This is a genomic window from Methylocella sp. (assembly GCF_041905455.1).
GTDB lineage: Bacteria > Pseudomonadota > Alphaproteobacteria > Rhizobiales > Beijerinckiaceae > Methylocapsa.
Map to the genome: position 1 here is coordinate 93,738 of NZ_JAYRLA010000007.1, position 24,817 is coordinate 118,554.

Here is a 24,817-nt window from a genome sequence, read left to right on the forward strand (position 1 = left end):
CTCAGCCGCGCGACAGGCGGCGCCGGTTGGCCGAGGCCGTCTTGTGGATCGGCGCCAGCGCCCGCCCGAAAGCGAGGCTGGCCCCGCTGGCGATGCGCAAGCCTCGCGCGCCAAGGCGGAGCATGTCGGCTGGCGTCGGCGCCCGTCCGGCGATGGCGAGCGCGGCGAAATCGCGCCCCTGCGCAATGCAGTCCTCGCGCAGCGCCGCCCAGTCGGCAAGGAGCGAGACGCCCGACAGCGAGAAGGCGCGCGCCTTCTCGAAGCCCATCAGGCCGAGCTCGGCGTAATCGGCCCGCATGGGATCGCGCGCCGCCGCGCCAATGATCGTCCCGCGCCGCAAGATCACCTCCCGGCTCGCCTGCGCCGTCTCACTGAGCGCGAGCGCGTTGCGCCAGAACGAGGCGGCGAATTTCGTCGGATCGGGGAAGAAGAACATGAACACTCCGGGAGATGGAACGACGGGTGGCGCGCAGGATCTGACGCGTCGCGGAAACGGCGCGCCACAACGCTTGTAATCGAACTCGCTGCAACGCACCATCCAACGGACGTCGCCCGTATGCCGCAAGACCTTCAATAAACATCCGCCTGATAGCGCCCCGCCTTCTTCATCTCGGCGACGATCGCCTGCGCCTCCTTGCGCTCGATCTTCTTGCCCTCCTCAAAAATGTCGACGATCGCCCGCTCGACATCCGCCGCCATGCGCTTGGCGTCGCCGCAGATGTAGAAATGCGCGCCGCGCTCGAACCACGCCAGAAGCTCCTCCGCCTCCTCGCGCATCCTGTCCTGCACGTAGGTCTTTTCCTCGCCGTCGCGCGACCAGGCGAGCGACAGCTTCTTCAGCGCGCCCCTGGCCTGAAAATCCTCGATCTCCTCTTCATAGAAGAAATCGGCGGCGCGGCGCTGGTGGCCGAAGAACAGCCACATGTCGCCGTTCGCGCCTGATGCGACGCGCTCGTGCATGAAGGCGCGGAAGGGCGCGATCCCCGTGCCCGGGCCGCACATGACGATCGGCGTCGAACCATCCGCCGGCAGCGCGAAGTTGTGCGCCTTCTGCACATAGGCCTTGAAGCCCGCGCCGGGCATGATCCGCTCGGCGAGCCAGGACGAGGCGACGCCTTTGCGCACGCGCTCGCCGATCAGGTAGCGCACATGGTCGACCGTCAGCGTCAGCCGGCCCGGCGCCGTCTTCGGCGAGGAGGAAATGGAATAGAGGCGCGGCTGTAGCGGCTCGAGCGATTCGACGAAGGCCTCCGGGTCCGGCCTGATCCCGGGGAATTTCTCCAGCGCGGCGAGCACGTCGAGCGTTTTCGCGTCGCCGTCAGGGTCGTCGCCCTTGGCCAGCGCTTTCGCGAGCTTCCTGCGCTCGCCGCCGACCATGTAGGAGATGAGCTCGAACAGCGCGTCGGGCGCGGCGCCGAGCGCGATCTCATGCATCAGGACCTCGCGCAGCGTCTTGTCGGCGATCGGGAAATCGTCCGGAGCATGGATCGCCGCGATCACCTGATCGACGAGTTCGGGATCGTTCGAGGGGAAGACGCCGAAGCTGTCGCCGACGACATAATCGAGGCCGCTTTCCGAGAGGTCGAACTCGATGTGGTAGGTCGATTTCTCCGAATCGGCCTTGTTGAGGCGCCGGCGCGACACGAACTTCGCCTCGACCGGATTTTCGCGCGCGTAGCCGAGCGGCTTGGCGGATTTCTTCGGCGCCGCGGCTGGAGCGGCCTCGGCGGCGGGCGCAGGAGCGGCGCCGGCGCCTTCGACGAGCGTCTTCAGCGCGCGCGCCGTCGGCTTCTCGCCCGGCGCGCAGAGATTGAGGCGCGTCTCCTGCCCGCTCGCGATCGCGGCGGCGTATTTCCGGCAGTCGTAGCCGCACTGGCCGCAATCCTGCTGCGCCATCGCCGCCATCAGCCGCAGCGGCAGCGGGCGCCCTTCGGCGAGCTTCATACGTTCGTCGAGCGGGATGGTCGGATCGTGCCAGGCGATCTCCTCCTCCGGCTCGGGCGCGGGGGCGGCGACGCCGGCCGCCGCCGCGACGTCTGGCGCGATCAGCCCGGCGACGAAGCCGTTGAGCCACGCGCGCTGCTCCTCCGAGAACGGCGCCGTGTCGGGAACCAGCGGTGGAGCGATCCGGGGAATTTCGTGGACGCTCACAGGCAGGCCTCCGCGACGGCGCGCAGCTCCGCGATGGGACGACTCAGGGTGAACTGCTGGAAGCTCTGGTCCGGCGCGTCGCGGCCCGCCATGTAGGCCTTGAGCAGCCCTTCGACGAGGCGCGGCGCGGCGCTCGCCTTGACGTTCCTGACGAGTTCGCGGCCGATCGCGCCCTCGGCGCCGAAGCCGCCTCCAACATAGACGTCGAAGCCGTCGACCTGGTCGGACTCCTCATTGTCGGGGTCCTCGGCGACGCGCGCGCCGATGAGTCCGATGTCGCCGATATAATGCTGCGCGCAGGAGTTGTGGCAGCCGGTGACGTGAATGTTGACCGGCTGATCGACCTCAATGCGCGGCTCGCACCAGTCGGCGATGGTCGCCGCCGCGCCCTTGGTGTCGGCGCTCGCGAAGCGGCAGCCCTTCGAGCCGGTGCAGGCGACGAGGCCGGCGCGGATGGAGGAAGCTCGCCAGTCGAGGCCGCAGGCCTCGATCCGCGCCTTCGCCTCGTCGAGTTTTTCGGCCGCGATTCCCGGCAGCAGCAGGTTCTGCCAGACGGTGAGGCGGATCTCGCCGTCGCCGCATTCGCGCGCGAGTCGTGCGACCTCGCGCATCTGGACGGTGGTCAGGCGGCCGAGCGGCAGCACGAGGCCGATGTAGAAAAGCCCGTCCTGACGCTGCGGATGGACATCGACATGGCCGGCGCGGTCGTGCGGCGGCCGGGACTCCAGAAAGCCTTCGTCGACGCGCGCGAGCTTCGCCCCGAGCTTCTCCTCGACGAGCTCTAAAAAGGCGTCGAAGCCCATGGCGTCGAGCACATATTTGAGCCGCGCCTTCGTCCGGTCCGTGCGGTTTCCGGCGTCGATGAAGACGCGCACGATGGCGTCTGCGAGCTTCGTCGCGTCGGCGGGGGCGACGACGACGCCGGTCGGACGGGCGAGGTCCTTGTGGCCGGAGATTCCGCCGAGCGCGAGGCGGAACCAGACGCCGGGCGCGACGGACGCGCCCTCCTTCGCCTCGACCGCCTGAAAGCCGATGTCGTTGGTGTCCTCGAGCGTCGGGATGGGACCGCCGCCGTCGAAGGCGACGTTGAACTTGCGCGGCAGGCCGCTCATCACGCGCTCGTTCTGCACATGGAAATGCCACTCGCGCGCGAAGGGGCGCGTGTCGATCAGCTCGCGCGGGGCGAAGCCGGCGGTGGCGTCGCCGGTCACGTTGCGGATGTTGTCGGCGCCCGAATGGCGCGAGGAGAGGCCGGCGTCCTCGATCGCCTCGACGAGGTCGGTCGCGCAGCGCGCCGGAATCTCGCGCATCTGCAGGTTGGCGCGCGTCGTCACATGGCAATAGCCGCCGGCGTAGCGGTCGGCGGCGTCGGCGAGCGCCTCGAACTGCCAGTGCGTGACGACGCCGTTGGGAATGCGCAGGCGGCACATATAGGCGTTCTGGTTCGGCGCGACGTAGAAAAGGCCGTAGTAGCGCCAGCGGAAATTGTCCGGCGGCTTGGGGAACTCGTCGCGCCGCGCCTGCTCCTTCAGCCTGGGGTAGGCGTCGAAAGGATGCTCCTCGCGCTTCCATTTCTCCTGGTCGGCGAGCTTCCCGCCCTCCGCCTCCTGGCGCGCCATGGCGGCGAGATGCGGCGCGTCGGGCCCGCTCGGCGCGGCGGGGCCTTGCGCCGGGGCGCGCGCGCTGCGGGAAATCTTCAGGCCGGAGGCGAAGCCTTCGAGATAGCGCGTCTGCTTGGGACTGAAACCGCCGCCCATGCGTCTCTCTCCTTGAAGCGGGACATCTGGCCGGAAATTTTCGCAAGCTTTGTGCCAGACGGGAGACCTTCCCGAACGGGCCAAAGCCTGGCCGTAATGCGTTGGCGCGCCGGTTCGCCGGCGCGTTCTCGCCTGCGCCGGCCTGCGGCCGGGCTTGACCTGCGGCCGTCGATGGGGCAGAGACTGGCCGCAGTTCTCCGAACCGGCCTCGCGCCGGTCGTTTTCGTTTGGAATGGTCTGATGAAAGTCCGCAACTCGCTCAAATCGCTGCGCACGCGTCATCGCGACAACCAGCTCGTGCGCCGCAAGGGCCGCGTCTACATCATCAACAAGACGCAGAAGCGCTATAAGGCCCGCCAGGGCTGACCGGCGCGCCGGGCGGGGCCGCTCCCGGCGCCTTGTTTCGCCCGGCGCTTTGATTTTCGCCCCGCGGCGTCTTACGCTTCGGCCATGGCCAGCCGCCTTTTCTCCTCCGCGCTCGCCCTGAGCCTCGCCGTCGCCGCGCCCTCCCGCGCGCAGGAGGACGAGCCGGTCTTTCCGCGGCCCCGTCCGCCCGCGGACGCGGAGGCGCCGCCGTCCTCCTGGCCAGGCGGTCTTCCGGACGGTTGGCGCGCGCTCGGCGACGACGAGCCGCCGCTCCGCCAGAACGCTCCCTCGCTTGATTTCGGCCGCGACAGCCGTTTCGCCCCGCCGGGCTCGCTCGCGCCGCGCAAGCCGGCGCCGAAGGATGAGGCGACGCTCAAGGCCGAGCGCGAGAAGGCGCAGGCCGAGGCGCTGCGCAAGGCGCTCGAGCCGAAGCCCGATCCCGCCGTTCTGCGCGCGCAGGCGCTCGACGTCCTGTTCGCGCGGCTCGCGGCGACCAACGACCCGGCGCAGGCGGAGCCCATCGTCGCCGCCATCCAGCGCATCTGGACTCAGCCGAACTCCGACACCGCGAGCCTGATCCTGCAACGCGCGCAGGCGGCGGTCGACGCGCGCAGTTACGACGCCGCCCTCGCCCTCCTCGACCGGCTGACGGCGATCGCGCCGGACTGGGCCGAGGCGTGGAGCGAGCGCGCCGCCGTGCGCATGCTCGCGGGCGACGCCGAAGGCGCGATGGGAGACATCGACCGGACGATCCGCCTCGAGCCGCGCCAGTTCGACGCGCTCGCCAATCTCGGCGGGCTCCTTGAACGCGAAGGCCTCGAGAGCCGGGCGCTTGAGGCCTATGAGAAGTCGCTGCGGATCTATCCGGCGCAGCCGGCGCTGAAGGAGGCGGTCGAGAAGCTCGAGGTCAAGGTGCGCGGACGCGACATCTGAGCGAGGCCGGCCCGTCGCGGCGCGGCCCTTTCGACGTCGGCGCGAAAAAATCCGGGGCGGGAACGCGTCCCGCCTCGGGCTTCAGGCGCGCCGGGCGCCGTCAGGGACAGGGCGAGGCGTATTTGGCGGCGACGTTGAGGTCGAGCGGCGCGGTCCCGTCAATCGGGGTGATATTGGTCAGCTGAACGGTCAGTTGTTGCGAGTAGACCGTCCGTTTCAGCGGCACCATCAGCACGTTCGCCCACACCTTGGGCGCGCCCGCGAGGATTCCGCCGGAGACTGCAGCGTCGGCCGAGGCGATCGCGCGGTCGAAGTTGACGATCAGGTTGGCGTCGCCTGTCGAGGAGAAGCCGCAGCTCGAGGTGTAGGACGGCGTGGGCAGCGTCGGCGGAGCAGCCGTGGTGGTCGGCGAATCGACCGCCGTCTGGCTGGCCGCGTCGGCGCCCTGCCGCACGAAAGCGTACAGCGCGAACAGGGAATAGGCCGCGGCCTCTCGCGGCAGGGCGCCCGTCTGCGCGTAGGTCTTCCAGAAGTTGGCCACGGTCTGGTTCGGGAGCCAGATATAGGGCCGCGGATCGTTGTAGGAGGCTTTCGGGGCGATGACGACATTGGTCATGCGCTCGTCATCGCCCCACGGCTGCGTATTGGTGTTGAGCGCGACGTCATAGGTCCCGCGGTAGGCGCCGGCGTAAGTGCGCCAGTCCGGCGCCAGGAACGGCGCCGTCGTCGGCGGCGTCGCCGGCAACGCGGCCTTCAGGATTTCCTGCGTCCAGAATATGAAAAAACGCGAGCTGATCTCATGGTTCCAGCCGTATCGCGACCCCCCGTGCCACTCCCCGGGCTGCAGCATGACGGTGATCGGGCGGCCCTGCGCGGCGAGCTGGCGGGCGAAAACGTCATGGTTCGTCACCGGAGTCATGTCTTCGACGGGACGCGTCAGACCGCCATAGACGTCGCTTTGCGTATCCGCGAGGAAGAGAAACGGCGTCCACGGCGGCGGCAGATAGGGCGATTGATCGAGTTCGTCGAAGGCCGCGACAGCGAGGACGCGCTGCGGCGCCTTGGTCGGATCGGGATTGGACAGCAGCGGGCTCGAGGCGGTGATCGCGGCGCCTGCGGCGCCCGCCGAAAAACCGATGAGGACGACGTTGAGATGCTGGATCTCGGGATGGTCGGGCAGCGCCTGCGAGCCGGCCTTCAGCGTGTCGAGGATGCGCTGGGCGCTCGACGCCGGATCGGTCCAGTCGAGGAAAATGTTGAGCAGCACGGCGTTGTAGCGCCGGGCGAGAGTGCGCAAGTTAATTTCGGAGTTCGGCAGCACTCCCGTCATGTTGTTGACGATTGCGAGCCGCACGGGTTGCGACGTGTCGGTGACGAATGCGGGACGGCCGGCGAAAAGTCCGTCCCAGGAGGCGGCCTGAGCCGACGACATGAAACCCGCCGCGAGCGCGCAGAAAGCGGCGATCTTCAGAGTGGAGAATAATTTTCGCATCGGTCCAGCGTCTTTCCAGAAAGAGGTCCAACGCAAGGCTACGAATAACTAACGAATGATAAAATACATTTTTCGTTATAATTTATAACGAAATATCGCGACCGGCTGCGGCGCGTCGCGAAGGGTGACGAGAAGAGCGGCGATTCGCTTGGCGCGCTTACGCGCGGAGCGCCGGAGATCTCACCGCCAGCGGCGCGCGGCGCGCAGCAGGGTCCACTGGCGTCGCCACTGCGGACGCTCGACGCGGCTTGTGAACGGATCGTAGCCGCGTCTCTCCATAAGCCGCAGATAGGGCTCGCACAGGCTCGCCGGCAGGCAGGCAGGGCGCGCCCCGGGCGGCATGGCCTCGAGCGCGCCGGGCAGCGCGGCGAGATGGGAGCGGGCGAGCGCGCGCATGTCGGCGAGCGCGGCGAGAAGCGCGGGCGCGGCCCGTCCCGACAGCGCCTCCTGCGCCGAAATTCCGTGCGCGGCGAGGAGATCGCGCGGCACATGAAGCCTGCCGCGCGCCGCGCTCCATGGATAGGCGCGCAGCAGCCCGACGAGCGCGTAGGCGACGCCGGCGTGACGCGTCGCGGCAGGCTCGATCGCGCGCGTCTGCGGCGCGAGGATCGCCGCGGCGAGGCGCATGGGGACGGAAGAGGTGGCGTTTGCGTAGGCTTCGAGCGCGGCGACGTCGGCTGGCGGCGCTTCGTCGAGGTCGGACTCGCGCGCCTCGATCAGTTCGACGAGCGGCTCGCGCGGCAGGTCGAACCGCGCGACCGCGGCGAGGAGCGCGGCGGCGACCGGATTGGCCTGGGCCGCGCCGTCGCCGGCCGCGAGCGCGTCGCGCCACCACTGCAGGCGCATCAGTCCGAGCGTCGGCTCACGGACCTGCGCGACGGCGCGGGCGATCTCGAGGTTGAAGGCGTAGATCGCGTGGACGGCGGGCCGCGCAGGCGCCGGGATGAACAGGCAGGCGAGCCAGCGGTCCGGGTCCTCGCGCCGCACAAGCTCGCCGCACCAGGCGAAACCGTCGTCCGCGGCGGGCGCGCTCATGGCGTCGCCAGCAGCGCGGCGGCGACGCGCCGCCTCTCGCCGAGGAGGATGGGATAGGTGCGGGCCGCCGCGCCCGTCTGCATCGGCTCGGGCCTGATCCCGGCCTCGCGCAGGCGCCGCAGAAGTTCGGGATCGAGCGGGACGAGCCGCTCGCCGACGCCGACGAGCAGATGTTCGATCGCCCCGCGCGGCTCGGCGAAGACGCGGGCGAGCGATTCGATCGTAATGTCGGCGGGCTCGCGCGCGTCCCAGGCGTAGACGCCGGACGGCAGGGCGAGGATCGAGCCGCGATGCGACATGCCGGCGAAGCGGAAGCCGCCCGCGCCATAGCCCTCGATCTCATGGGCGCCGGGCAGGAAGCCGCCCGGCGGCGCGCTCGGACCGCCGCCGCTCATCGGGCTCAGGCGGATTCGCTGGCGAGCTTGCCCGCGCCGGGATCGGCGCCGACCGTCTCGTTGCGCAGGCCGAGGTAGATGAGCATCGGCGAGCAGATGAACACCGCCGAGTAGGTGCAGACGAACACGCCGAACAGCATGGCGAGCGAGAAGGAGCGGATCACCTGGCCGCCGAAGATCACCAGCGACAGGAGGGCGAGGATCACGGTGGTCGCCGTCATGATGGTGCGCGGCAGCACCGCGTTGATCGACATGTCGATCAGTTCGTCGGTCGGCATCCTGCGGTATTTGCGCATCATCTCGCGGATGCGGTCGAGCACCACGACGGTCTCGTTGAGCGAATAGCCGACGATGGTCAGGATCGCGGCGATCGACGTCGTGTTGAACTCGAGCCGGGTCAGCGAGAAGAAGCCTACGGTCAGCAGGAGATCGTGCATCGTGGCGATGATCGCCGCCACGGCGAACTGCCATTCGAAGCGGAACCAGAGGTAGCAGAGCACCGCGACGATGGCGACGACGACGCCGAGCGTGCCCGACTGCACGAGCTCGTTGGAGACGCGCGGGCCGACCACCTCGATGCGGCGGATTTCATACGCGTCGCCGAGCGCCGCGCGCACGCGCGAAACCGCCGCCTGCTGCTCGGCCGCCTCGCCGAGCGGACCATGCTGCACGCCGAAACGGAAGGTGACGTCGGAGGGCTGGCCGAAGCCCTGCACCTCGACGTCGCCGAGATTGAGCGCGTGCGCCTCGGCGCGCAGCTGCGCGAGGTCGGCGACGCCCGATTTCGCGCGCAGCTCGATGAGCGTGCCGCCTGAAAAATCGATGCCGAAGTTGACGCCGAGGGTCAGAAACAGCGTCACGGACAGGATCGAGAGCAGCGCCGAGAAGGGGTAGCTCACGCGCCGGAAGCGCATGAACGGGAATTTCGTCGTCTCGGGCGCGAGGCGCAGAAGCTTCATGGCGGTTCCGTTGCGGGCCGCCGGGCGGCCTGCGTCGAGAGGTCAGATCGGCAGGCGCGTCGGCTTCGCCCTGCGGTACCATAGCGTGATCATCATCCGCGTCATGGTGACGGCGGTGACGATGGTCGTCAGCACGCCGAGCGCCAGCGAGACGGCGAAGCCGCGCACCGGGCCGGCGCCGAGGAAATAGAGGATCGCCGCGGCGACGAACATCGTCACGTTGGAGTCGACGATGGTCGCGAAGGCGCGGTTGAAGCCGGCGTCGAGCGAGGAGACGATCGAGCGCCCCGAGTGGTTCTCCTCGCGGATGCGCTCGTAGATCAGGACGTTCGAATCGACCGCCATGCCGATGGTCAGCACGATGCCGGCGATGCCCGGCAGGGTCAGCGTCGCGTTGAGCAGGACGAGGCCGGCGAAGATGAAGGCGATGTGCACGAACAGCGCGACGTTGGCGAAGACGCCGAACACGCCGTAGGTCGCGAGCATGTAGGCGGCGACGAGGAAGGCGCCGACATAGGCCGCGCGCTTGCCGGCGTCGATCGAATCCTGGCCGAGCCCCGGCCCGACGGTGCGCTCCTCGACGATCGAGAGCTTGGCTGGCAGCGCGCCGGCGCGCAGGAGAATCGCGAGGTTGTTGGCCTGCTCGACGCTGAAGCGGCCCGAAATCTGGCCCGAGCCGCCGGTGATCGGCGAGAGGATGCGCGGCGCCGAGATCACCTTGCCGTCGAGCACGATGGCGAAGGGCTTGCCGACGTTCTCGCTGGTCACCTCGCCGAAGCGCTGGCCGCCGCGCAGGTTGAAGCGGAAATTGACGACGGGCTCCTGCGTGCGGCTGTCGAAGCCGGGCTGCGCGTCGGTCAGGTCCTCGCCCTGCACCATGACGCGCTTCTCGACCGGCAGCGTCGCGCCGGGGCGCTCGACGTCGGGCAGCGTCTCGACCTCGGAGGGGTCGGCGCCGGGATCGGCGACGAGACGGAACTCGAGCTTCGCCGTCGTGCCGAGAATCTCCTTGAGCTTGCCCGTGTCCTGCAGGCCGGGCACCTCGACGAGCACGCGGTCGTCGCCCTGGCGCTGGATGTTCGGCTCGGTCGTGCCGAGCGCGTCGACGCGACGGCGCAGCACCTCGATCGACTGCTCGACGGCGCGGCGCACCTTGGCCCTGACGCCGGCGTCGGTCACCGTGAACTGGATGAGGCCGTCGCCTCCCTCCGAGACGTCGAAGGCGGCGGGCGCCGCCGCGCCCGAAAGGCCCGAGCTCGCGCCGCTCGCGAGGTCGCGCAGCTTGGGCATGACGCGGGCGCGCTCGGCGGCGTCGGGAATGCGCAGCTGCACGCCGCGCGGCGTCACGCCGACGCCGCCTGAAATCGCGACCTTCTCATCGCGCAGCGTGCGGCGCACGCCGTCGCGCAAATTGTCGATCATCGTCTTGGTGACCGACTGCCCGTCGACCTCGAGCAGCACATGCGAGCCGCCCTGCAGGTCGAGGCCGAGCACGATCGGCCGGATCGGCAGGAACGACGGCGCGTGCGCCATCAGCGCCTCGCGCGCGCCCTGCGGCAGCAGGCTCGGAACGACGAGCAGGAGCGCGAAGACGGTCATCGCGACGATCGAGGCGATTTTCCAGGTCGCGAAGCGCAGCATGGTCAGAAGCGGTCCCGAGGCGGTCGGCGGCTGGGTTGACGAGGCGGCGCGCCTCAGGCGTTGGCGACGTCCTTGGCCGGCTCGCCGCGCGAGCGCACGTCGGTGACGAGGCCGCGCATCACCCGCACCCGCACGTTGGGGGCGATCTCGAGCTCGACCTCGGCGTCGTCGACGACTTTCGTGACCTTGCCGATCAGGCCGCCCGAAGTCACCACGCTGTCGCCGCGGCGCAGACCCTTGACGAGGGCGGCGTGGTCGCGGGCGCGCTTCTGCTGCGGCCGGATGATCAGGAGATACATGATGCCGAGGATCAGGACGAAAGGCGCCAGCTGCATCAGCACGTCGGTCGCGCCGCCGGCGCCTCCGGACGCCTGGGCGTAAGCTGGCGTGATCAGCGTGAACACAAGGCCCCTCCATTCAATCATTCGACTGGCGGCGCGAGCCTAACCCCGCCCGCCAAAAGCGCGCGGACTATAACCGCGGCGAGCGTGAAAGCAATGCCGGCTCTGGCCAGCGCCGGCGCGCATGGCCTATAGGCTGCCGCGCGACCCGCAACGAGGCCCTTGATGACCGATTCTCCTCTTTCCGCGGCCCTGGCGCAGCTCGAGCGCATCGCCGCGGCGCTCGAGCGCCTCGCCCCGCCCGAAGCGGAAAAGCCCGACTTCTCGACCGCCGACGCCTTCGTCTTTTCGGCCGCCGCGCCGCATTTTTCCCCCGTCGCGCGCGTCAACCGCGTCGAGATGGCCCTGCTCAAGGGGGTCGAGCGGATGCGCGACGCCCTCGCCGACAACACCGAGCGCTTCGCGCGCGGCCTGCCGGCCAACAACGCGCTGCTGTGGGGCGCGCGCGGCATGGGCAAGTCCTCGCTGGTCAAGGCCGCGCACGCCGAGATCAACCGTCGGCTCGCCGCCGAGCCGGGCTTCTCGCCGCTGAAGCTCGTCGAGATCCATCGCGAGGACATCGACGCCCTGCCCGCGCTCATGAGCGCGGCGCGCGAGGCGCCGTTCCGCTTCATCGTGTTCTGCGACGACCTCTCCTTCGACGGCGCCGACGCCAACTACAAGTCGCTGAAGGCGGTGCTCGAGGGCGGCATCGAGGGACGACCGGACAACGTCCTGTTTTACGCGACGTCGAACCGCCGCCACATCCTGTCGCGCGAGATGGTCGAGAATGAGCGCTCGACGGCGATCAACCCCGGCGAGGCGGTCGAGGAGAAGGTCTCGCTGTCCGACCGCTTCGGCCTGTGGCTCGGCTTCCACCCCTGCTCGCAGGACACCTATCTCGCCATGGTGCGGGGCTACGCGGAGCGTTACGGCCTTGACCAGGACCCGGCCGAAACCGAGCGCGAGGCGCTCGAGTGGGCGATCACGCGCGGCTCGCGCTCCGGGCGCGCCGCCTGGCAATATGTGCAGGACCTCGCCGGAAGGCTCGGCAAGCGGCTGGAGTGAAGGCGCGCGCCGCCTCGCGGCGCTATTCCGCCGCCTGCGCCTCGTCGGGCGCGCCGACGAAGGCCAGCGCCTCGCGCAGGACCTCGACGCCGGCGCCCCTGCGCTGCGCCTGCGTCGCCAGATGACGACGGAAGGCGCGCGCGCCGGGGCGCCCGTTGTAGAGGCCGAGCATGTGCCGCGTCATCGCCGCGAGCGGGACGCCCTCGGCGAGGCGCGCCTCGAGATAGGGGACATAGGCCTCGACCGCGCCGAACGCGTCGGCGAAGGACGCCGGCTCGCCGAAAAGCTCGGGGTCGACGGCGAGCAGCAGCGCCGGGTCCTGATAGGCGGCGCGCCCGACCATGACGCCGTCGACCTCCTTGAGCCGCTCGCGCGTCGCCTCGATCGTCGTCAGGCCGCCGTTGACGACGACGGGAACGTCGGGATGGGCGAGCTTGAGGCGGCGCACGATGTCGTAGTCGAGCGGGGGAATGTGGCGATTGTCCTTCGGCGACAGCCCGTCGAGCCAGGCCTTGCGAGCGTGCACGATCAGCGCGTCGGCGCCGGCCGCGACGACGCGTCCGGCGAAGCCGAACAGCGCCTCCTCCGGGTCCTGCTCGTCGACGCCGATGCGGCACTTGACGGTGACGGGAAGCGCGACCGCCGCCTTCATCGCCGCGACGCCCTCGGCGACGAGGTCCGGCGCGCGCATCAGGCAGGCGCCGAACGCGCCCTTCTTCACCCGCTTCGACGGGCAGCCGACGTTGAGGTTGATCTCGTCGTAGCCGAAGTCGGCGCAGGCGCGCGCAGCCGCCGCGAGCTCTTCGGGCTCGCTGCCGCCGAGCTGGACGGCGAGCGGCCGTTCGGCCGGATCGAAGCCGATGAGGCGCGCGCGCGGGCCATGCAGCACGGCGCCGGCGGCGACCATCTCCGTATAGAGCCGCGCCCGGCGCGACAGCAGGCGATGCAGGGAGCGGCAGTGGCGGTCGGTCCACTCCATCATCGGCGCGACGCAGAAGCGCCACGCGTTGAAATCGCTCGATTTTTCAGTCAATATAACCTCTTGCGGCGCCGCCGGATCGCGCCCGTTCACGCTCATTTCTTTTCATTTCCGCCCGTTTCCGGGCAGGTTTACGCCAAACGCGTAAATCTCTCGGGCGGAAGGTGTAAATAAGAGCGGTCGCCGCAACGCGTCGCAAGGACGGCCCGGCCTCCTGAGGCGCAAATTCTTATCATGCGCGCCTGCGTCGTTGTCCATCGTCGGCCCGTCTTGAAACATGTCCCCAGGCGGGCGGGAGAGGCGCGGGCGCCGACAATCGACGCTTCAGCCGGAGAATTTTTCGAAATCCGCCTCAGGCGCCCAAGCCTGCAATCTTGACGTTCCAGCGCTTGAGGAAGACCTTGCGGCTGGAAACGCCAGGATGAACGCGGATGACGGAACTCGAGAGTCCGACGACAAGTCAGCCGAGCGGTCCGGACGCCTTTGCGTCGGGTTCCGGGAAGCCGCAGTCCGCGCGCGAGCCGCATGGGCTGAAGGCGAAGGCGGCCGAGGAGGTCCGCAGCTTTTTGGCGCTCTTCTTCTATCTTTGGGTGGTGTTCGGCGTTTTCATGCTGAATCAGGACATCGCCCAGCGCGAGGACGGCATAAATTTCGCCATGCAGGGTTTCGCCGTCGTCAATGCCCTGGTCTTCGCGAAAGTTGTGCTGGTCTTCAACATGTTCGACCCCGGCGCATGGCTGCGCAGGCGCCCGCTCATCTATCCGATCGTCTATGAAACCTTTCTCGTCACGATTCTTCTTCTTGTCGTGCATGTCGCCGAGAGGGTGATCAACGGGCTGATCCGCGGCAGGACGATGCTCGAGAGCCTTCCGAGCATCGGCGGCGGCGGTCTTGCGGGATTGCTGAGCGCCTCGGTCATCATGTTCGTCGCGCTGCTGCCGCTCTTCGGATTGCGGAACCTTGACCTCGCGATGGGGCGCGGCCGCCTCCGGGCGATGCTATTGGGGGGAAAAAGCGGCTCGTGACGCCGATCGGCGACGCCGCCGCGCTCCGCAGGCGCGCAGGCTCAGCTGCGGCTGAATTCGCCGGCTGGCGATCGGCGCTCCGCCTGAAACCTTCAGAGGCTCGTTTGCGTCATGAAAACGCGGCGGGCGGCCTTCACTGCTGCTCAGCCAACGCCACGTTCAATCTCTCGCACGATGCTCATGAAGGCGGCGGCCGCTGGCGATATCATCCGATCGCGCTTGAGGATGAAACCATAATCCACGCTAAGGAACGGCGTCTCGACGGGCAGCATGACAAGATCGTCCGCATCGCTCGCGATCTGAAACGGCAACCCGGCCGAAAGCGCTTCGCCTTCAAGGACGATGCGTTTCGCCGCCGTGAAACTTTCGACGAGTATTCTCGGGCGCAGGCGCGCTTCATGTTTGTCGCGCACGCAGAAGGGCCGTTCGTCCTGCGGCATGGCCGAGCTTATCGCCGGGGGCAGACTAGGCCCCGCCCAAGGGTAGAGCGTGAGATCGTCGAAAGTGACGTCGCGTTTTTTAGCGAGCGGATGGCTGGCGCTGCAGAAGAACGAGAGCGCGCCGGCGCGAACCGGATGAACGTCGAATTCCGGGCTATCGCGCGCTGCGCGAATATCGGCGAAGGCGAGATCGGACGACCCGGTCAGCACTGCGTCCTTGGCTCTTGGCCAGTCGAGGATCCTGAAGTCGATGGCGATTTCCGGATGGCGCCGCGACAGCGCCGCCGCCGCCGCATGGCCGGATATTTCCGCGGGGTAGAAGCCCGCCGCGACGGACAGGTCGCCAAGGCCGAGACCCTTCGTCAACAGGATCTCGCGAGAAAGCGAGGCGGCCGCGCCGAGCATGATCTTTCCGTGCCGCAGCACGATCTCGCCAAACAGGGTCGGGGCGACGCCCTTGCGGTCGAACAATGGGCCTCCAAGCGCCGCCTCGATGCGGCTCAGGCTTCGCGTGAGCGAAGGTTGCGAGACGCCAAGCGACTGCGCCGCCTTGCCGAAATGTCGATGCGTCGCGAGCGCCTGAACGATTTCGAACTCGCGGATCGTCTCCAGGAATTTGCCCATGTTATCATCCGATACCGCCAGAGATATTGGACATCACGATTCTGATAAAATAGGACATGACGAGTATCGTAATCGCCGCAGGAGCGATAGCGACGGAGGAAAATCCCGGAACATTCGCGCGCATCGATTCGTGGCGGCGTTAGACCATGCTGGAGCGTTGTTTCAGCGATATAGTTCAGCGGACAAACATGGAATTGAGCCGGGGCGGCCTGGCCGGGGCCATTATTTCTGACGGAAATCACATGAAAACTGGGTTTCGGTTTTCGCACGTCGTGTGCGCGGCGACCTTTTCGGGCGCCGGAGCCGCTCTTGCGCGACGGCGGCTCAACGTCGCGCGGGACGCAATGGGCTACGTCGACGTTCAGACAGTCGCCCGCGCCCAGTTCGCCGACACATCCCGGGAAGACGCCGATTTTCTCGGCGGCCGGCGCGACGGCCTCTCCAAGAAGCACGCGATCGACGCCGCCCTTCAGGCCGAAAGGAGCCAGTAATTCTCGCGCCATACGTGAGGAGCCCGCGCGAGGGCCGCGCGAATTGACATCCGTGCTTTCGGGGTGACCTTTGATCGCTTTTCTCGCCGCCATCGCCGAGCGGAGCGTCGCCGCCTTCGGCCTGGCGCTGTTCTGCGGCCAGTTCGTCGCCCATGAAATTGGCTATCGTCTCGGGCGCCTGAGAAAACGGCACGCGAGCGCCGAAGGCGAAAGCGTCGGCGTCGTGGTAGGCGGAATGCTCGGTCTTCTGGCCTTCGTCCTGGCGCTGACGCTGTCTTTCTCCAACACCAGGTTCAGCGAGCGTCGCGCCGACACGCTTTCAGAGGCCAACGCTATCGGAACCGCCTGGCTCCGCGCCAAGGCGATCGGCTCGTCGCGTGGGGACGAAATCGCCCGTCTTCTGGAAGACTATACGCGGGCGCGCGCCGACTTCGTGCGCATCGGGCGCGACCCGACTGGAATCGACGCGTTGAACCAGCGCGCCAACACGCTGCAGTCGACGATGTGGGGGCATGTTTCGTCGATGATACGCGAGCATCCGGACCCCGTTTCGACGTCCCTGATGGCTGCGCTGAACGATGTGTTCGACGCGAGCATGGCGATGCGCTTCGCCTTCGAGATGCGGTTGCCGCCGCAGCTTTTCTGGCTTCTCATCGCAATGTCGCTGCTCTGCATGGGCGCGGTCGGATACCAGATGGGACTTAAGGAAAAGCCGGTGCGCGCGCTCGTCGCCGTGCTCACCCTCATGTGGACGATTGTGATCGTCGATATTCTCGATCTCGCGGCGGCGCGGCTCGGCAATTTCCGAACCGATGCGGCGGCGTATGACTGGACTTTGCAGGGGTTCCAGGGCGGCGTCTCCATTCCGCCGCCCCCGGAAGAGCGATGAAGTTCGGGCGTCGCCGCATGCGGCGACGCCCGTCGAACTGATCCCGGCGTGACGCAGGAGATGAAATCAGCATGACGGCTCGCGATTGCGTTCTCGAAATTCAGCGGCGCGTCGAGCAGGGCGTCGTCGGCCAGGAGCGCGTGGTCGAGCGGCTGATCATCGCCCTGCTCGCCAACGGCAACGTGCTGATCGAGGGTCTGCCCGGCCTCGCCAAGACGCGGGCGGTCAGAAGCCTGTCGCAGGCGCTGGAGAGCGACTTCAGCCGCATCCAGTTCACGCCGGACCTGCTCCCCTCCGACGTGACGGGCGGCGAGATCTATCGCGCGGACGCCGCCGGGGCGGGCTCGTTCGAGTTCCGCAAGGGGCCGATCTTCGGCAATCTCGTGCTCGCCGACGAGATCAACCGGGCGCCGGCGAAGGTTCAGTCGGCCCTCCTCGAGGCGATGGAGGAGCGGCAGGTCACGGTGTCCGGCAAGACCTACGCCCTGCCCGACCTGTTCATGGTGCTGGCGACGCAAAATCCGATCGAGCAGGAAGGAACCTATCCGCTGCCCGAAGCGCAGATGGACCGCTTCCTGCTGCATGTGCGCATCTCCTATCCGAGCGACGCGGACGAGGCGAAGGTGATGCGGCTCGTGCGCGGCGAGGAGGCGGGCGCTGAGGGCGACGCCGCGCCGAAGATTCCGCAAAGCGAGATTTTTGCGGCCCGCAAGGAGATCCATGCGGTGCGCACGGTCGAGGCGGTCGAATCCTATATCGTCGCCCTGATCGCGGCGACGCGCCGCCCCGACAAGTTCGGCGACGCTCTGAAGCAGTGGATCGCCATCGGCTCCAGCCCGCGCGGCACGCTGGCGCTCGACCGCGCCTCGCGCGCCTTCGCCTGGCTCAAGGGGCGCGACTACGTCACGCCGGAAGACGTCCAGGCCGTCGCGCATGACTGCCTGCGCCATCGCCTCTCGCTGACCTATGAGGCGGGCGCCGACGGCAAGAGCGCCGACGACGTCGTCGACGAGATTATCCGCCAGGTCGCCGTGGCGGTGTGAGGGAGGCCGGCATGACGCAGGCCCGCGTTTATGTCTCGCTCGACGATCTCCTGCGCCTGAAGCATCGCGCGAAGGGCTTCAGCTTCCTGCCGAAGCAGCCGGTTCATTCGATCCTCGCCGGCCGGCACGCCTCGCGGCTGCGCGGGCGCGGCCTCGAATTCGAGGAGCTGCGCGCCTATTGCGAAGGCGACGACGTGCGGGCGATCGACTGGATGTCCACCGCCCGCGCCGGAACGCCGCAGCTGCGTGTCTACACGGAGGAGCGCGACCGGCCGGTGATCCTTCTGGTGGATCAGCGGCTCGGCATGTTTTTCGGCAGCCGCGGGGCGATGAAATCGGTCGTGGCGGCGGAGGCGGCGGCGCTTGCGGCCTGGCGCGTGACTTCGCTGGGGGACCGCGTCGGCGGCGTCGTCTTCTCGGAAAACGGCCTCGACGAGATCCGTCCGCGCGCGCGACGGGGCGCCATCGGCCCGCTGTTCGAGGCCATCGTGCGGCATAACCGGGCGCTCAGGGCCGACGATCCGCGCCCGTCGGACCCTTCGCTGCTTGACGTCGCCATCGCCCGGGCGATGGCGCTGCTGCCGCATGACGGCCTGCTCGCCCTCATCTCAGACGCCGCCGGGGCGAACGGGGAGACCGCAAGGCTTGTGACGCGGATCGTCGCCCACAATGACGCGCTGACCGTCTTCGTTTCCGATCCGCTCGAGGAGGCGCCGCCCGACATCGGCCGGATCGTGGTCGCCGAAGGCGGCCAGCAGATCGAGGTCGACAGTTCGGCGCGCGGCCTGCGCGCGGCTTTCGCGTCGGAGTTCCGCCAGCGCAGCAAGGCGATCGAACATTTCGCGCGGCAGCGCTCCATTCCCGTTCTTTCGCTCACCACCGCGCGCGACACGGCGGAGCAATTTCGGGAGCTGCTCGGCCGCCGGGCCGCGCGACGGCCGGTCCATCTCGAGGGCGCGGCGTGAGCGACGATCCGGCCGATCTTTCGCAGCTTGCCGACATTGCGACGCCGGCGCCGGTCTCCTTTCTGCCGCCCGCGCCGGGCTGGCTGATCATCGCCGCCGCCCTGCTCGCGGCGGCCGCGATTCTCGGCGCCGCCGCGCTGCGCCGTCATCGGCGCGACGCCTATCGTCGTGAGGCGCTGAAAGAGCTCGCCGCGATCGGCAGAGTCAGCGACGCGGCGAGCGCGGCGGCGGTCTCCGCGATCCTGAAACGCGCGGCGCTCGTCGCCTATCCGCGCGCGCGGAGCGCAAGCCTGACCGGCGCCGCCTGGCTCGCCTTCCTCGACCGCACGGGCGGAATGCGCGATTTCGAGGAGGGACGCGCCAGCGCTCTCGCGTCGGCGGCTTTCGGCGCTCCCGTCCTCGACGGCGACGCGATCGCGGCCGCGGCGGCGCACTGGGTGAAGCGCCACGGAAGGGAGGCCTGAGCATGGCCTTCTCGCCGTCCCTCGCCTTCGCCTACCCGTGGCTCGGCCTGCTCTGGCCGTCGCCGGCGCTGGTCTATTGGCTGGCGCCGCCCTACAGGTCGCATCGCCCCGCCGTCCGCGTTCCTTTCTTCACGGCGCTGCGGCGCCTTAGCGGCGCCGCGCCGAGCGAGGGCGCGAGCGTGAGCCCCCGCGGCCTCTGGCGCTCCCTCGCCCTGTTCATATGCTGGACCCTCGCGCTTCTCGCGCTGACGCGTCCGCAATGGACCCTTCCGCCGGTCCATCACGAGAAGCCGGCGCGCGATCTGCTGCTGCTGGTCGATCTTTCGGGGTCGATGGATACGCAGGACTTCACGAACGCGGCCGGCGAAAAGGTCACGCGCCTCGCCGCGGTCAAGCAGGTGCTGGACGACTTCCTCGCCCGCCGGCAGGGCGACCGGGTCGGCGTCGTCGTGTTCGGCGACGCCGCCTTCACGCTGATCCCCTTCACCGCCGACCTGAAGCTCGCCCGCCAGATGCTCGGCGAGATGCAGGTCGGCATGGCCGGCCCGAAGACCGCGTTCGGCGACGCGATCGGCCTCGGCGTCAATCTCTTCGCCGCCTCGAAAGCGCCGGCGAAGACGATGATCGCGCTCACCGACGGCAATGACACGGCGAGCGGCGTGCCGCCCGCCGAAGCGGCGAAGATCGCGAAGGACAGGCGCGTCGTCATCCACGCCGTCGCCGTCGGCGATCCCGCGGCTGCCGGCGAGGAGAAGCTCGACGAGGCGTCGCTGAAGGAGGTCGCGGCGACGACGGGCGGCGGCTATTACCGCGCGCTCGACCGCGACGAGCTCGCCGGGATCTATCGCCGCCTCGACGCGATCGAGGCGCGCAAGATCGAGACCGTGTCCTTCCAGCCGCGGCTCGAGCTCTACTGGGCGCCGCTGGCCGCGCTCGCGCTCCTCTCCATGGCGGCGCAGGCGCTGCGGCTGGTCCGCCGGCCGCGCCTGCGAACGGCTGAGGCGGCGCGATGACGGGCGCGCTCGCCGATTTCCATTTCCTGCGGCCGTGGGGGCTGCTGCTGATCCTGCCGGCGCTGGCGCTCTGGCTTCTGCAGCGGCGGCGCGCCGACGCGACCGCGCGCTGGCGGGCGGTCATGGACGCCGATCTGCTCGCCGCGCTGACCGTCGGCGGCGCGGGCCGCCGGCGCCTTTCGCCGACCGATCTGCTGCTCGCCGGCTGGACGCTCTGCGCGCTGGCCATCGCCGGCCCGACATGGCGGCAGGCGCCCTCGCCTTTCGCGCAGGCCGCGCGCCCGGCCATGTTCGCGCTCAAGGTCACGCCTTCGATGCAGGAGCGCGACCTCGCCCCGACCCGGCTCGACCGGGCGCGCGAGAAGATGGCTGACCTTTTGAAGCTGCGCGAGGGCGCGCCGACCGGGCTCGTCGCCTACGCCGGCACGGCGCATCTCGTGCTGCCGCCGACGCCCGACGCGTCCGTCGTGAACAGCATGGCCGGCGCGCTCGCGCCCGACGTGATGCCGCGTCAGGGCGACGCGCTCGCCGACGCCGTCGCGCTCGCGGCGAAGACGCTCGATGAGGGCGGCCAGGGCGGCTCCATCGTCGTCTTCGCCGACGCCGCGTCCGCCCTTCCGAAAAACGCCGGCGGGCCTCCCGTCTTCATCTTCGCGACGCTGCCGCCGGCGCGCGCCGCAAGCGATCCGGCGCTGCGCGCGGCGGCCGGCGCGCTCGATGGCCGGCTCATCGCGCCGACCATCGACCCGAGCGACGTCGAGGGGCTGGCGCGGGCGCTCGCGACGGCCGGGCCGCCGCCGCCCTCGCCGGGCGAGGAGCCGCGCTGGGAGGAGACAGGCTACTGGCTGACGCCGCTGATCGCGCTGCTGGCGCTGCTGTGGTTCCGCCGCGGATGGACGCTGTCATGAGCATGCCGCGCGCCTTCGCCCTGCTCGGCGCCGTCCTCGCCCTCGCGCTCGCCGCCGCCGGCTGGGCGGTCGGCTGGTCGAATCTGTGGGCGAGCCCCGACCAGCGCGGGCGCTTTCTGTTCGAGCGCGGCCGCTTCGCCGAGGCGGCGCAGGCTTTCGCCGATCCGTTGTGGCGCGGCGTCGCGCAGTTTCGTGCGGGCGACTTCAAGGCGGCCGAGGCGAGCTTTTCCGGCGTCGACTCCGCAAACGCCGCCTATAATCAGGGCAATGCGCTGGCGATGCTCGGCAACTACGAGCTTGCGGCGGCCCGCTACGGCCATGCGCTCGAGCTGCGGCCGGGCTGGCCGCAGGCGCAGGCCAATCGCAAGATCGCGCTGCTGCGGGCCAAGCGGCTGAAGGCGCCCGGCGGCGATCTCGGCGAGCAGGGCGAGGGCGCCGATCAGATCGTCTACGACAAGGACGCCGGGCGGCCGGGCGGGCAGGAGACGCAGGTGACGGGCGCCGCCGCCATGAACGACGAGGCCGCGCGCGCGCTCTGGCTCAAGCGCGTGCAGACGAAACCCGCCGACTTCCTGCGTTCCCGCTTCGGCTACCAGCTCGAGGCGCGACGGCCGGCGAGCGCCGTGGAGGGCTCGCGATGAGGCGCCTCTTCGCGACGCTGCTTTGGCTCGCCCTCGCCCTCGCCGCGTCGCCGCGCGCGCAGGACTTTTCCGCAGGGAGCGAAAATGCGCCGGCGCCCGCCAATGTCGTCGTTCGCCAGAGCCTCGATCCGCAGACAGGCGCGGTGATCGGCCAGCGGGTGGCGCTTTATGTCGACGTGCTGTTTCGCGGCGATATGCCAAGGCCCCCGCGGGTGAGCCTGCCCGACGCGCCGGGCCTGCAGGCGTTCCGCTTCGAGACGCAGGGCCTCACCATCAGGGATGCGATTTCGGGCGAGCCCTATGTCGGGCAGCGCTTCGAATTCGCCCTCTATCCGCGCCGCGGCGGCCAGCTCGAGGTTCCCGCGGCGGCGGTCACGCTGCTCGACGCGCACGGCGACGCGGTCGGCCGCGCGCAGGGCGAGCCGACGCGCCTCGACGTCGCGAATCCTCCCGGCGTCGACGCCTCGCAGCCGGTGGTCGCCACGCGAAGCTTCAGGCTCGTCGAGCAATGGGCGCCCGAGCCGAAGGCGCAGCTCAAAGCGGGCGACGCCATCGTGCGCACGATCACGCGGACGGCTGAGGACGTGCCCGCCCTCGCCATGCGCGACCTCGCCTTTCCCGCGCCGGCCGGGGTTTCCGTCTATGTCGATCCTCCCGACGTCGACGACCGCAGCGATCGCGGCGTCGTCACGGGGCGTCGCGTCGATCGCGTCACCTATGTCTTCGAGCGCGCCGGACGTTTCGAGCTGCCGCCCGCGACGCAGCCCTGGTGGGACCTCGGCGAAGGCGCGCTGAAGACGGAGACGGCGCAAGGCGCGGCCTTCGACGTCGTCGCCGCGCCCACGGCGACGGACGACGGCGTCTCCCTCCGCGCGGCGCTCGCGGGCGTCGCCGCCGCGGCGGCCCTCGCAGGTCTGGCGCTGCTCGTCGCGCGAGTCCTGCGCCGCCGCCGCACGAGCGCGGCGCACGCCGAGCGCGAGGCCTTCGCCGCCCTGCGCCGCGCCTGCTCGAACGCGACAGCCGACGCAGGCGCCGTCTATGTCGCGTTCTCGCGCTGGCGCAGCTTCCTCGATCCGATCGCAAGGCGCAGCGCGACCGAAGCGGCCGCCGGCCTCGAGAAGGCGCTCTTCGCCGGCGGCGAGCGGCGATGGAGTTCCGCCGACGCCGGAGAGTTCATCAACCGCGCAGCCGGCGTTCGCCGATCCGCTCCAGCCGAACGGCGACCTGCCGACCTGTCGCCGCTCAATCCATGACCGCGGGCCTCGCCGTCCGCCGCGCCGTGGATCGCCTCTTCGCCCGCCTCGACGAGAGGCTGGCGGAAACCCCAAGACTAAAGGAGAGATGAGTGTCTAGGAACCAGGACGACAGCAACCGCAGCGGGGACTGGTCCCGCCGCTCGATACTGGCCGGCTCGACCGCGATCGTCGCCGCGGCGACAGCCGTCAGGGCGCAGGCGGCCACGGAGGCCAAACCCGCCTCCGCGGCCGGCGGCCGCTCGGGCAAGCCGCCGAATATCCTCGTCATCTTCGGCGACGATATCGGCGTCTCACAGATCAGCGCCTACACCATGGGGCTGATGGGCTATCGCACGCCGAACATCGACCGCATCGCGTCCGAAGGAGCGATCTTCACTGATTCCTACGGACAGCAGAGCTGCACGGCGGGCCGCGCCTCGTTCATTCTGGGACAGGAGCCCTTCCGCACCGGCCTCCTCACCATCGGCATGCCGGGCGACCCGCACGGGATCACCGACTGGATGCCGACCATCGCCGACGTCTTGAAGACGAAAGGCTACGCCACGGGCCAGTTCGGCAAGAACCATCTCGGCGACCAGGACCAGCACCTGCCGACAAACCATGGCTTCGACGAGTTCTTCGGCAATCTCTACCACCTCAACGCCGAGGAGGAGCCGGAGGGCTATTTCTATCCGAAGGACCCGGCGTTCCGCAAGAAATACGGCCCGCGCGGCGTCATCCATTCGCACGCCGACGGCCGCATCGAGGACACCGGTCCGCTCGACTCGAAACGCATGGAGACGATCGACGAGGAATTTCTGGCGGCGGCGAAGGATTTCATCGACCGGCAGCACAAGGCGGACAAGCCGTTCTTCGTGTGGTTCAACTCGACGCGCATGCATGTCTTCACGCATCTGAAGCCCGAAAGCAACGGCAAGACCGGCAAGGGCGTCGAGGCTGACGGCATGGTCGAGCATGACGGCCACGTCGGCCAGCTCTTGAAGCAGCTCGATGATCTCGGCGTCGCCGACGACACGATCGTTCTCTACACGACGGACAACGGCGCGGAGCTGGCGCTCTGGCCGGACGGCGCCATGACTCCGTTCCACGGCGAGAAAGGCACGACCTGGGAGGGCGGCATGCGCATTCCCATGGTGGTGCGCTGGCCGGGCGTGGTGAAGCCGGGATCGCAGATCAACGAGATCGTCAGCCTTATGGACTGGATGCCGACATTCGCCACGGCGGCCGGCGTTCCAGACCTCAAGGAAAAGATGAAGACCGGCTTCCAGGCCGGCGCCAAGACCTTCAAGGTCCATCTCGACGGCTACGACCTGACGGAATTGCTGAAAGGAACAGCGAAGACGCCGCCGCGCGACGCGCTGTACTACTTCGATCAGGGCGGCAACCTCAACGCCATCCGCTGGAACGACTGGAAGCTGAGTTTTGCGGTCGCCAGCGAGGGCAATATCGCGACGGCGACGCGCGAGAAGCCGAACTGGGCGCTCATCACAAACCTCAGAATGGACCCCTATGAGCGCGGCCTGAAGGAAGGCGGCGGCGCGATGGAGTTCTTGGGCCGCAACATGTGGCTGCTCGTTCCAATTCAGGGAAAGATCAAGGAGTTCTTCGCCGATTTCGATCAGTTCCCCTATCAGGAGGGCGGCACGCTCAATCCGAGCGGCATCAATTACGGCATGCTGCGCCAGCAGGCGGCGCTGAAGCGCCTGCAGGAAATCGAGCGTCTTACGCCCGACAGATAGCTGCGAACGAGGCCCGGCCCGCGCCGGGCCTTCCCGCCTTTTGACGCCTGTCGCCGCACGCGGCCATTTGCTCCCCGGCGCGACGCGGTAAAGCTGACGCCGACGGGCGCATTCGTTCTCAGCCGATCCGTTCTCGCAATGGGACGAACTCGCTGGCCATCCA

25 protein-coding genes are annotated in these 24,817 nt (G+C 69.0%); 14 read left to right on the forward strand and 11 right to left on the reverse strand.

Annotation, left to right across the window (positions count from 1 at the left end; genetic code table 11):
- Position 1: 1 nt before the first annotated feature.
- The 3 genes from ACE3OG_RS07920 to ACE3OG_RS07930 form a co-directional block, all read right to left on the reverse strand.
- A complete protein-coding gene (locus ACE3OG_RS07920) occupies positions 2-436 on the reverse strand; it encodes a hypothetical protein (RefSeq protein ID WP_374307386.1) in 435 nt (144 codons plus the stop codon).
- A 134-nt stretch (positions 437-570) separates the two neighbouring features.
- Positions 571-2,136 (reverse strand): sulfite reductase subunit alpha, encoded by a 1,566-nt coding sequence (locus ACE3OG_RS07925; RefSeq protein WP_374307543.1) that lies wholly within the window; start codon positions 2,134-2,136, stop codon positions 571-573.
- Between the two features lie 11 nt (positions 2,137-2,147).
- Complete coding sequence (locus tag ACE3OG_RS07930; RefSeq protein ID WP_374307388.1) at positions 2,148-3,908, reverse strand: NirA family protein; 1,761 nt, start codon at positions 3,906-3,908, stop codon at positions 2,148-2,150.
- A 240-nt stretch (positions 3,909-4,148) separates the two neighbouring features.
- On the opposite strand from ACE3OG_RS07930, the gene ykgO reads away from it, so the two are divergent.
- Positions 4,149-4,274: a type B 50S ribosomal protein L36 gene (gene ykgO / locus ACE3OG_RS07935; protein WP_088521155.1), complete on the forward strand. Its 126-nt coding sequence runs from the start codon at positions 4,149-4,151 to the stop codon at positions 4,272-4,274.
- Between the two features lie 84 nt (positions 4,275-4,358).
- On the forward strand, positions 4,359-5,207 hold the full coding sequence (locus tag ACE3OG_RS07940) for a hypothetical protein (protein ID WP_374307391.1): 849 nt from the start codon (positions 4,359-4,361) through the stop codon (positions 5,205-5,207).
- A gap of 100 nt (positions 5,208-5,307) precedes the next feature.
- On the opposite strand, the gene ACE3OG_RS07945 is transcribed toward ACE3OG_RS07940, so the two are convergent.
- From ACE3OG_RS07945 to yajC, 6 genes are all read right to left on the reverse strand, one after another.
- Positions 5,308-6,639, reverse strand: coding sequence for a hypothetical protein (locus tag ACE3OG_RS07945; RefSeq protein WP_374307393.1), 1,332 nt, complete (start codon positions 6,637-6,639; stop codon positions 5,308-5,310).
- Positions 6,640-6,879: 240 nt separating this feature from the next.
- Positions 6,880-7,734 carry a phytoene/squalene synthase family protein gene (locus tag ACE3OG_RS07950; RefSeq protein ID WP_374307395.1) on the reverse strand — a complete coding sequence of 285 codons (855 nt, stop codon included), beginning with the start codon at positions 7,732-7,734 and terminating at the stop codon, positions 6,880-6,882.
- Positions 7,731-8,129 (reverse strand): Mth938-like domain-containing protein, encoded by a 399-nt coding sequence (locus ACE3OG_RS07955; protein ID WP_374307397.1) that lies wholly within the window; start codon positions 8,127-8,129, stop codon positions 7,731-7,733. Before ACE3OG_RS07955 ends, ACE3OG_RS07950 begins: the two co-directional genes overlap by 4 nt.
- 5 nt (positions 8,130-8,134) lie before the next feature.
- Complete coding sequence (secF, locus tag ACE3OG_RS07960) at positions 8,135-9,088, reverse strand: protein translocase subunit SecF (protein ID WP_374307399.1); 954 nt, start codon at positions 9,086-9,088, stop codon at positions 8,135-8,137.
- Between the two features lie 42 nt (positions 9,089-9,130).
- Positions 9,131-10,729 (reverse strand): protein translocase subunit SecD, encoded by a 1,599-nt coding sequence (gene secD, locus ACE3OG_RS07965; protein ID WP_374307401.1) that lies wholly within the window; start codon positions 10,727-10,729, stop codon positions 9,131-9,133.
- Positions 10,730-10,782: 53 nt separating this feature from the next.
- Positions 10,783-11,064, reverse strand: a complete 282-nt coding sequence (gene yajC / locus ACE3OG_RS07970; RefSeq protein ID WP_374307545.1) for a preprotein translocase subunit YajC — start codon at positions 11,062-11,064, stop codon at positions 10,783-10,785.
- A gap of 231 nt (positions 11,065-11,295) precedes the next feature.
- Here yajC and ACE3OG_RS07975 point away from each other — a divergent pair, with 231 nt between their 5' ends.
- Complete coding sequence (locus ACE3OG_RS07975) at positions 11,296-12,177, forward strand: ATP-binding protein (RefSeq protein WP_374307403.1); 882 nt, start codon at positions 11,296-11,298, stop codon at positions 12,175-12,177.
- Positions 12,178-12,199: 22 nt separating this feature from the next.
- Here ACE3OG_RS07975 and dusA read toward each other — a convergent pair whose 3' ends face one another.
- Positions 12,200-13,255 carry a tRNA dihydrouridine(20/20a) synthase DusA gene (gene dusA / locus ACE3OG_RS07980; protein ID WP_374307405.1) on the reverse strand — a complete coding sequence of 352 codons (1,056 nt, stop codon included), beginning with the start codon at positions 13,253-13,255 and terminating at the stop codon, positions 12,200-12,202.
- A 332-nt stretch (positions 13,256-13,587) separates the two neighbouring features.
- Here dusA and ACE3OG_RS07985 point away from each other — a divergent pair, with 332 nt between their 5' ends.
- Positions 13,588-14,181, forward strand: a complete 594-nt coding sequence (locus tag ACE3OG_RS07985; protein ID WP_374307407.1) for a hypothetical protein — start codon at positions 13,588-13,590, stop codon at positions 14,179-14,181.
- A gap of 143 nt (positions 14,182-14,324) precedes the next feature.
- On the opposite strand, the gene ACE3OG_RS07990 is transcribed toward ACE3OG_RS07985, so the two are convergent.
- Positions 14,325-15,245: a LysR family transcriptional regulator gene (locus ACE3OG_RS07990; protein ID WP_374307408.1), complete on the reverse strand. Its 921-nt coding sequence runs from the start codon at positions 15,243-15,245 to the stop codon at positions 14,325-14,327.
- Between the two features lie 146 nt (positions 15,246-15,391).
- Between ACE3OG_RS07990 and ACE3OG_RS07995 the strand changes: the two genes are divergently transcribed.
- The 10 genes from ACE3OG_RS07995 (at position 15,392) to ACE3OG_RS08040 (ending at position 24,654) form a co-directional block, all read left to right on the forward strand.
- A complete protein-coding gene (locus tag ACE3OG_RS07995; protein ID WP_374307410.1) occupies positions 15,392-15,736 on the forward strand; it encodes a hypothetical protein in 345 nt (114 codons plus the stop codon).
- A 70-nt stretch (positions 15,737-15,806) separates the two neighbouring features.
- Positions 15,807-16,625 carry a hypothetical protein gene (locus ACE3OG_RS08000; RefSeq protein WP_374307412.1) on the forward strand — a complete coding sequence of 273 codons (819 nt, stop codon included), beginning with the start codon at positions 15,807-15,809 and terminating at the stop codon, positions 16,623-16,625.
- 71 nt (positions 16,626-16,696) lie between these two features.
- Positions 16,697-17,668 carry an AAA family ATPase gene (locus tag ACE3OG_RS08005; protein ID WP_374307414.1) on the forward strand — a complete coding sequence of 324 codons (972 nt, stop codon included), beginning with the start codon at positions 16,697-16,699 and terminating at the stop codon, positions 17,666-17,668.
- 11 nt (positions 17,669-17,679) lie between these two features.
- Positions 17,680-18,633: a DUF58 domain-containing protein gene (locus tag ACE3OG_RS08010; protein ID WP_374307416.1), complete on the forward strand. Its 954-nt coding sequence runs from the start codon at positions 17,680-17,682 to the stop codon at positions 18,631-18,633.
- The gene (locus ACE3OG_RS08015; RefSeq protein ID WP_374307418.1) at positions 18,630-19,097 is read left to right on the forward strand and encodes a DUF4381 domain-containing protein; all 468 of its coding nucleotides are present in this window, start codon (positions 18,630-18,632) and stop codon (positions 19,095-19,097) included. Before ACE3OG_RS08010 ends, ACE3OG_RS08015 begins: the two co-directional genes overlap by 4 nt.
- A gap of 2 nt (positions 19,098-19,099) precedes the next feature.
- The gene (locus tag ACE3OG_RS08020) at positions 19,100-20,110 is read left to right on the forward strand and encodes a VWA domain-containing protein (RefSeq protein WP_374307420.1); all 1,011 of its coding nucleotides are present in this window, start codon (positions 19,100-19,102) and stop codon (positions 20,108-20,110) included.
- Positions 20,107-21,018, forward strand: a complete 912-nt coding sequence (locus tag ACE3OG_RS08025) for a VWA domain-containing protein (RefSeq protein ID WP_374307422.1) — start codon at positions 20,107-20,109, stop codon at positions 21,016-21,018. The genes ACE3OG_RS08020 and ACE3OG_RS08025 overlap by 4 nt, the downstream gene beginning before the upstream one ends.
- Positions 21,015-21,659 carry a hypothetical protein gene (locus ACE3OG_RS08030; RefSeq protein WP_374307423.1) on the forward strand — a complete coding sequence of 215 codons (645 nt, stop codon included), beginning with the start codon at positions 21,015-21,017 and terminating at the stop codon, positions 21,657-21,659. The genes ACE3OG_RS08025 and ACE3OG_RS08030 overlap by 4 nt, the downstream gene beginning before the upstream one ends.
- Entirely contained in the window at positions 21,656-22,912 is a 1,257-nt protein-coding gene (locus ACE3OG_RS08035; protein ID WP_374307425.1) for a hypothetical protein, read from the forward strand. The genes ACE3OG_RS08030 and ACE3OG_RS08035 overlap by 4 nt, the downstream gene beginning before the upstream one ends.
- A 92-nt stretch (positions 22,913-23,004) precedes the next feature.
- On the forward strand, positions 23,005-24,654 hold the full coding sequence (locus ACE3OG_RS08040; protein ID WP_374307427.1) for an arylsulfatase: 1,650 nt from the start codon (positions 23,005-23,007) through the stop codon (positions 24,652-24,654).
- Positions 24,655-24,817: the final 163 nt, after the last annotated feature.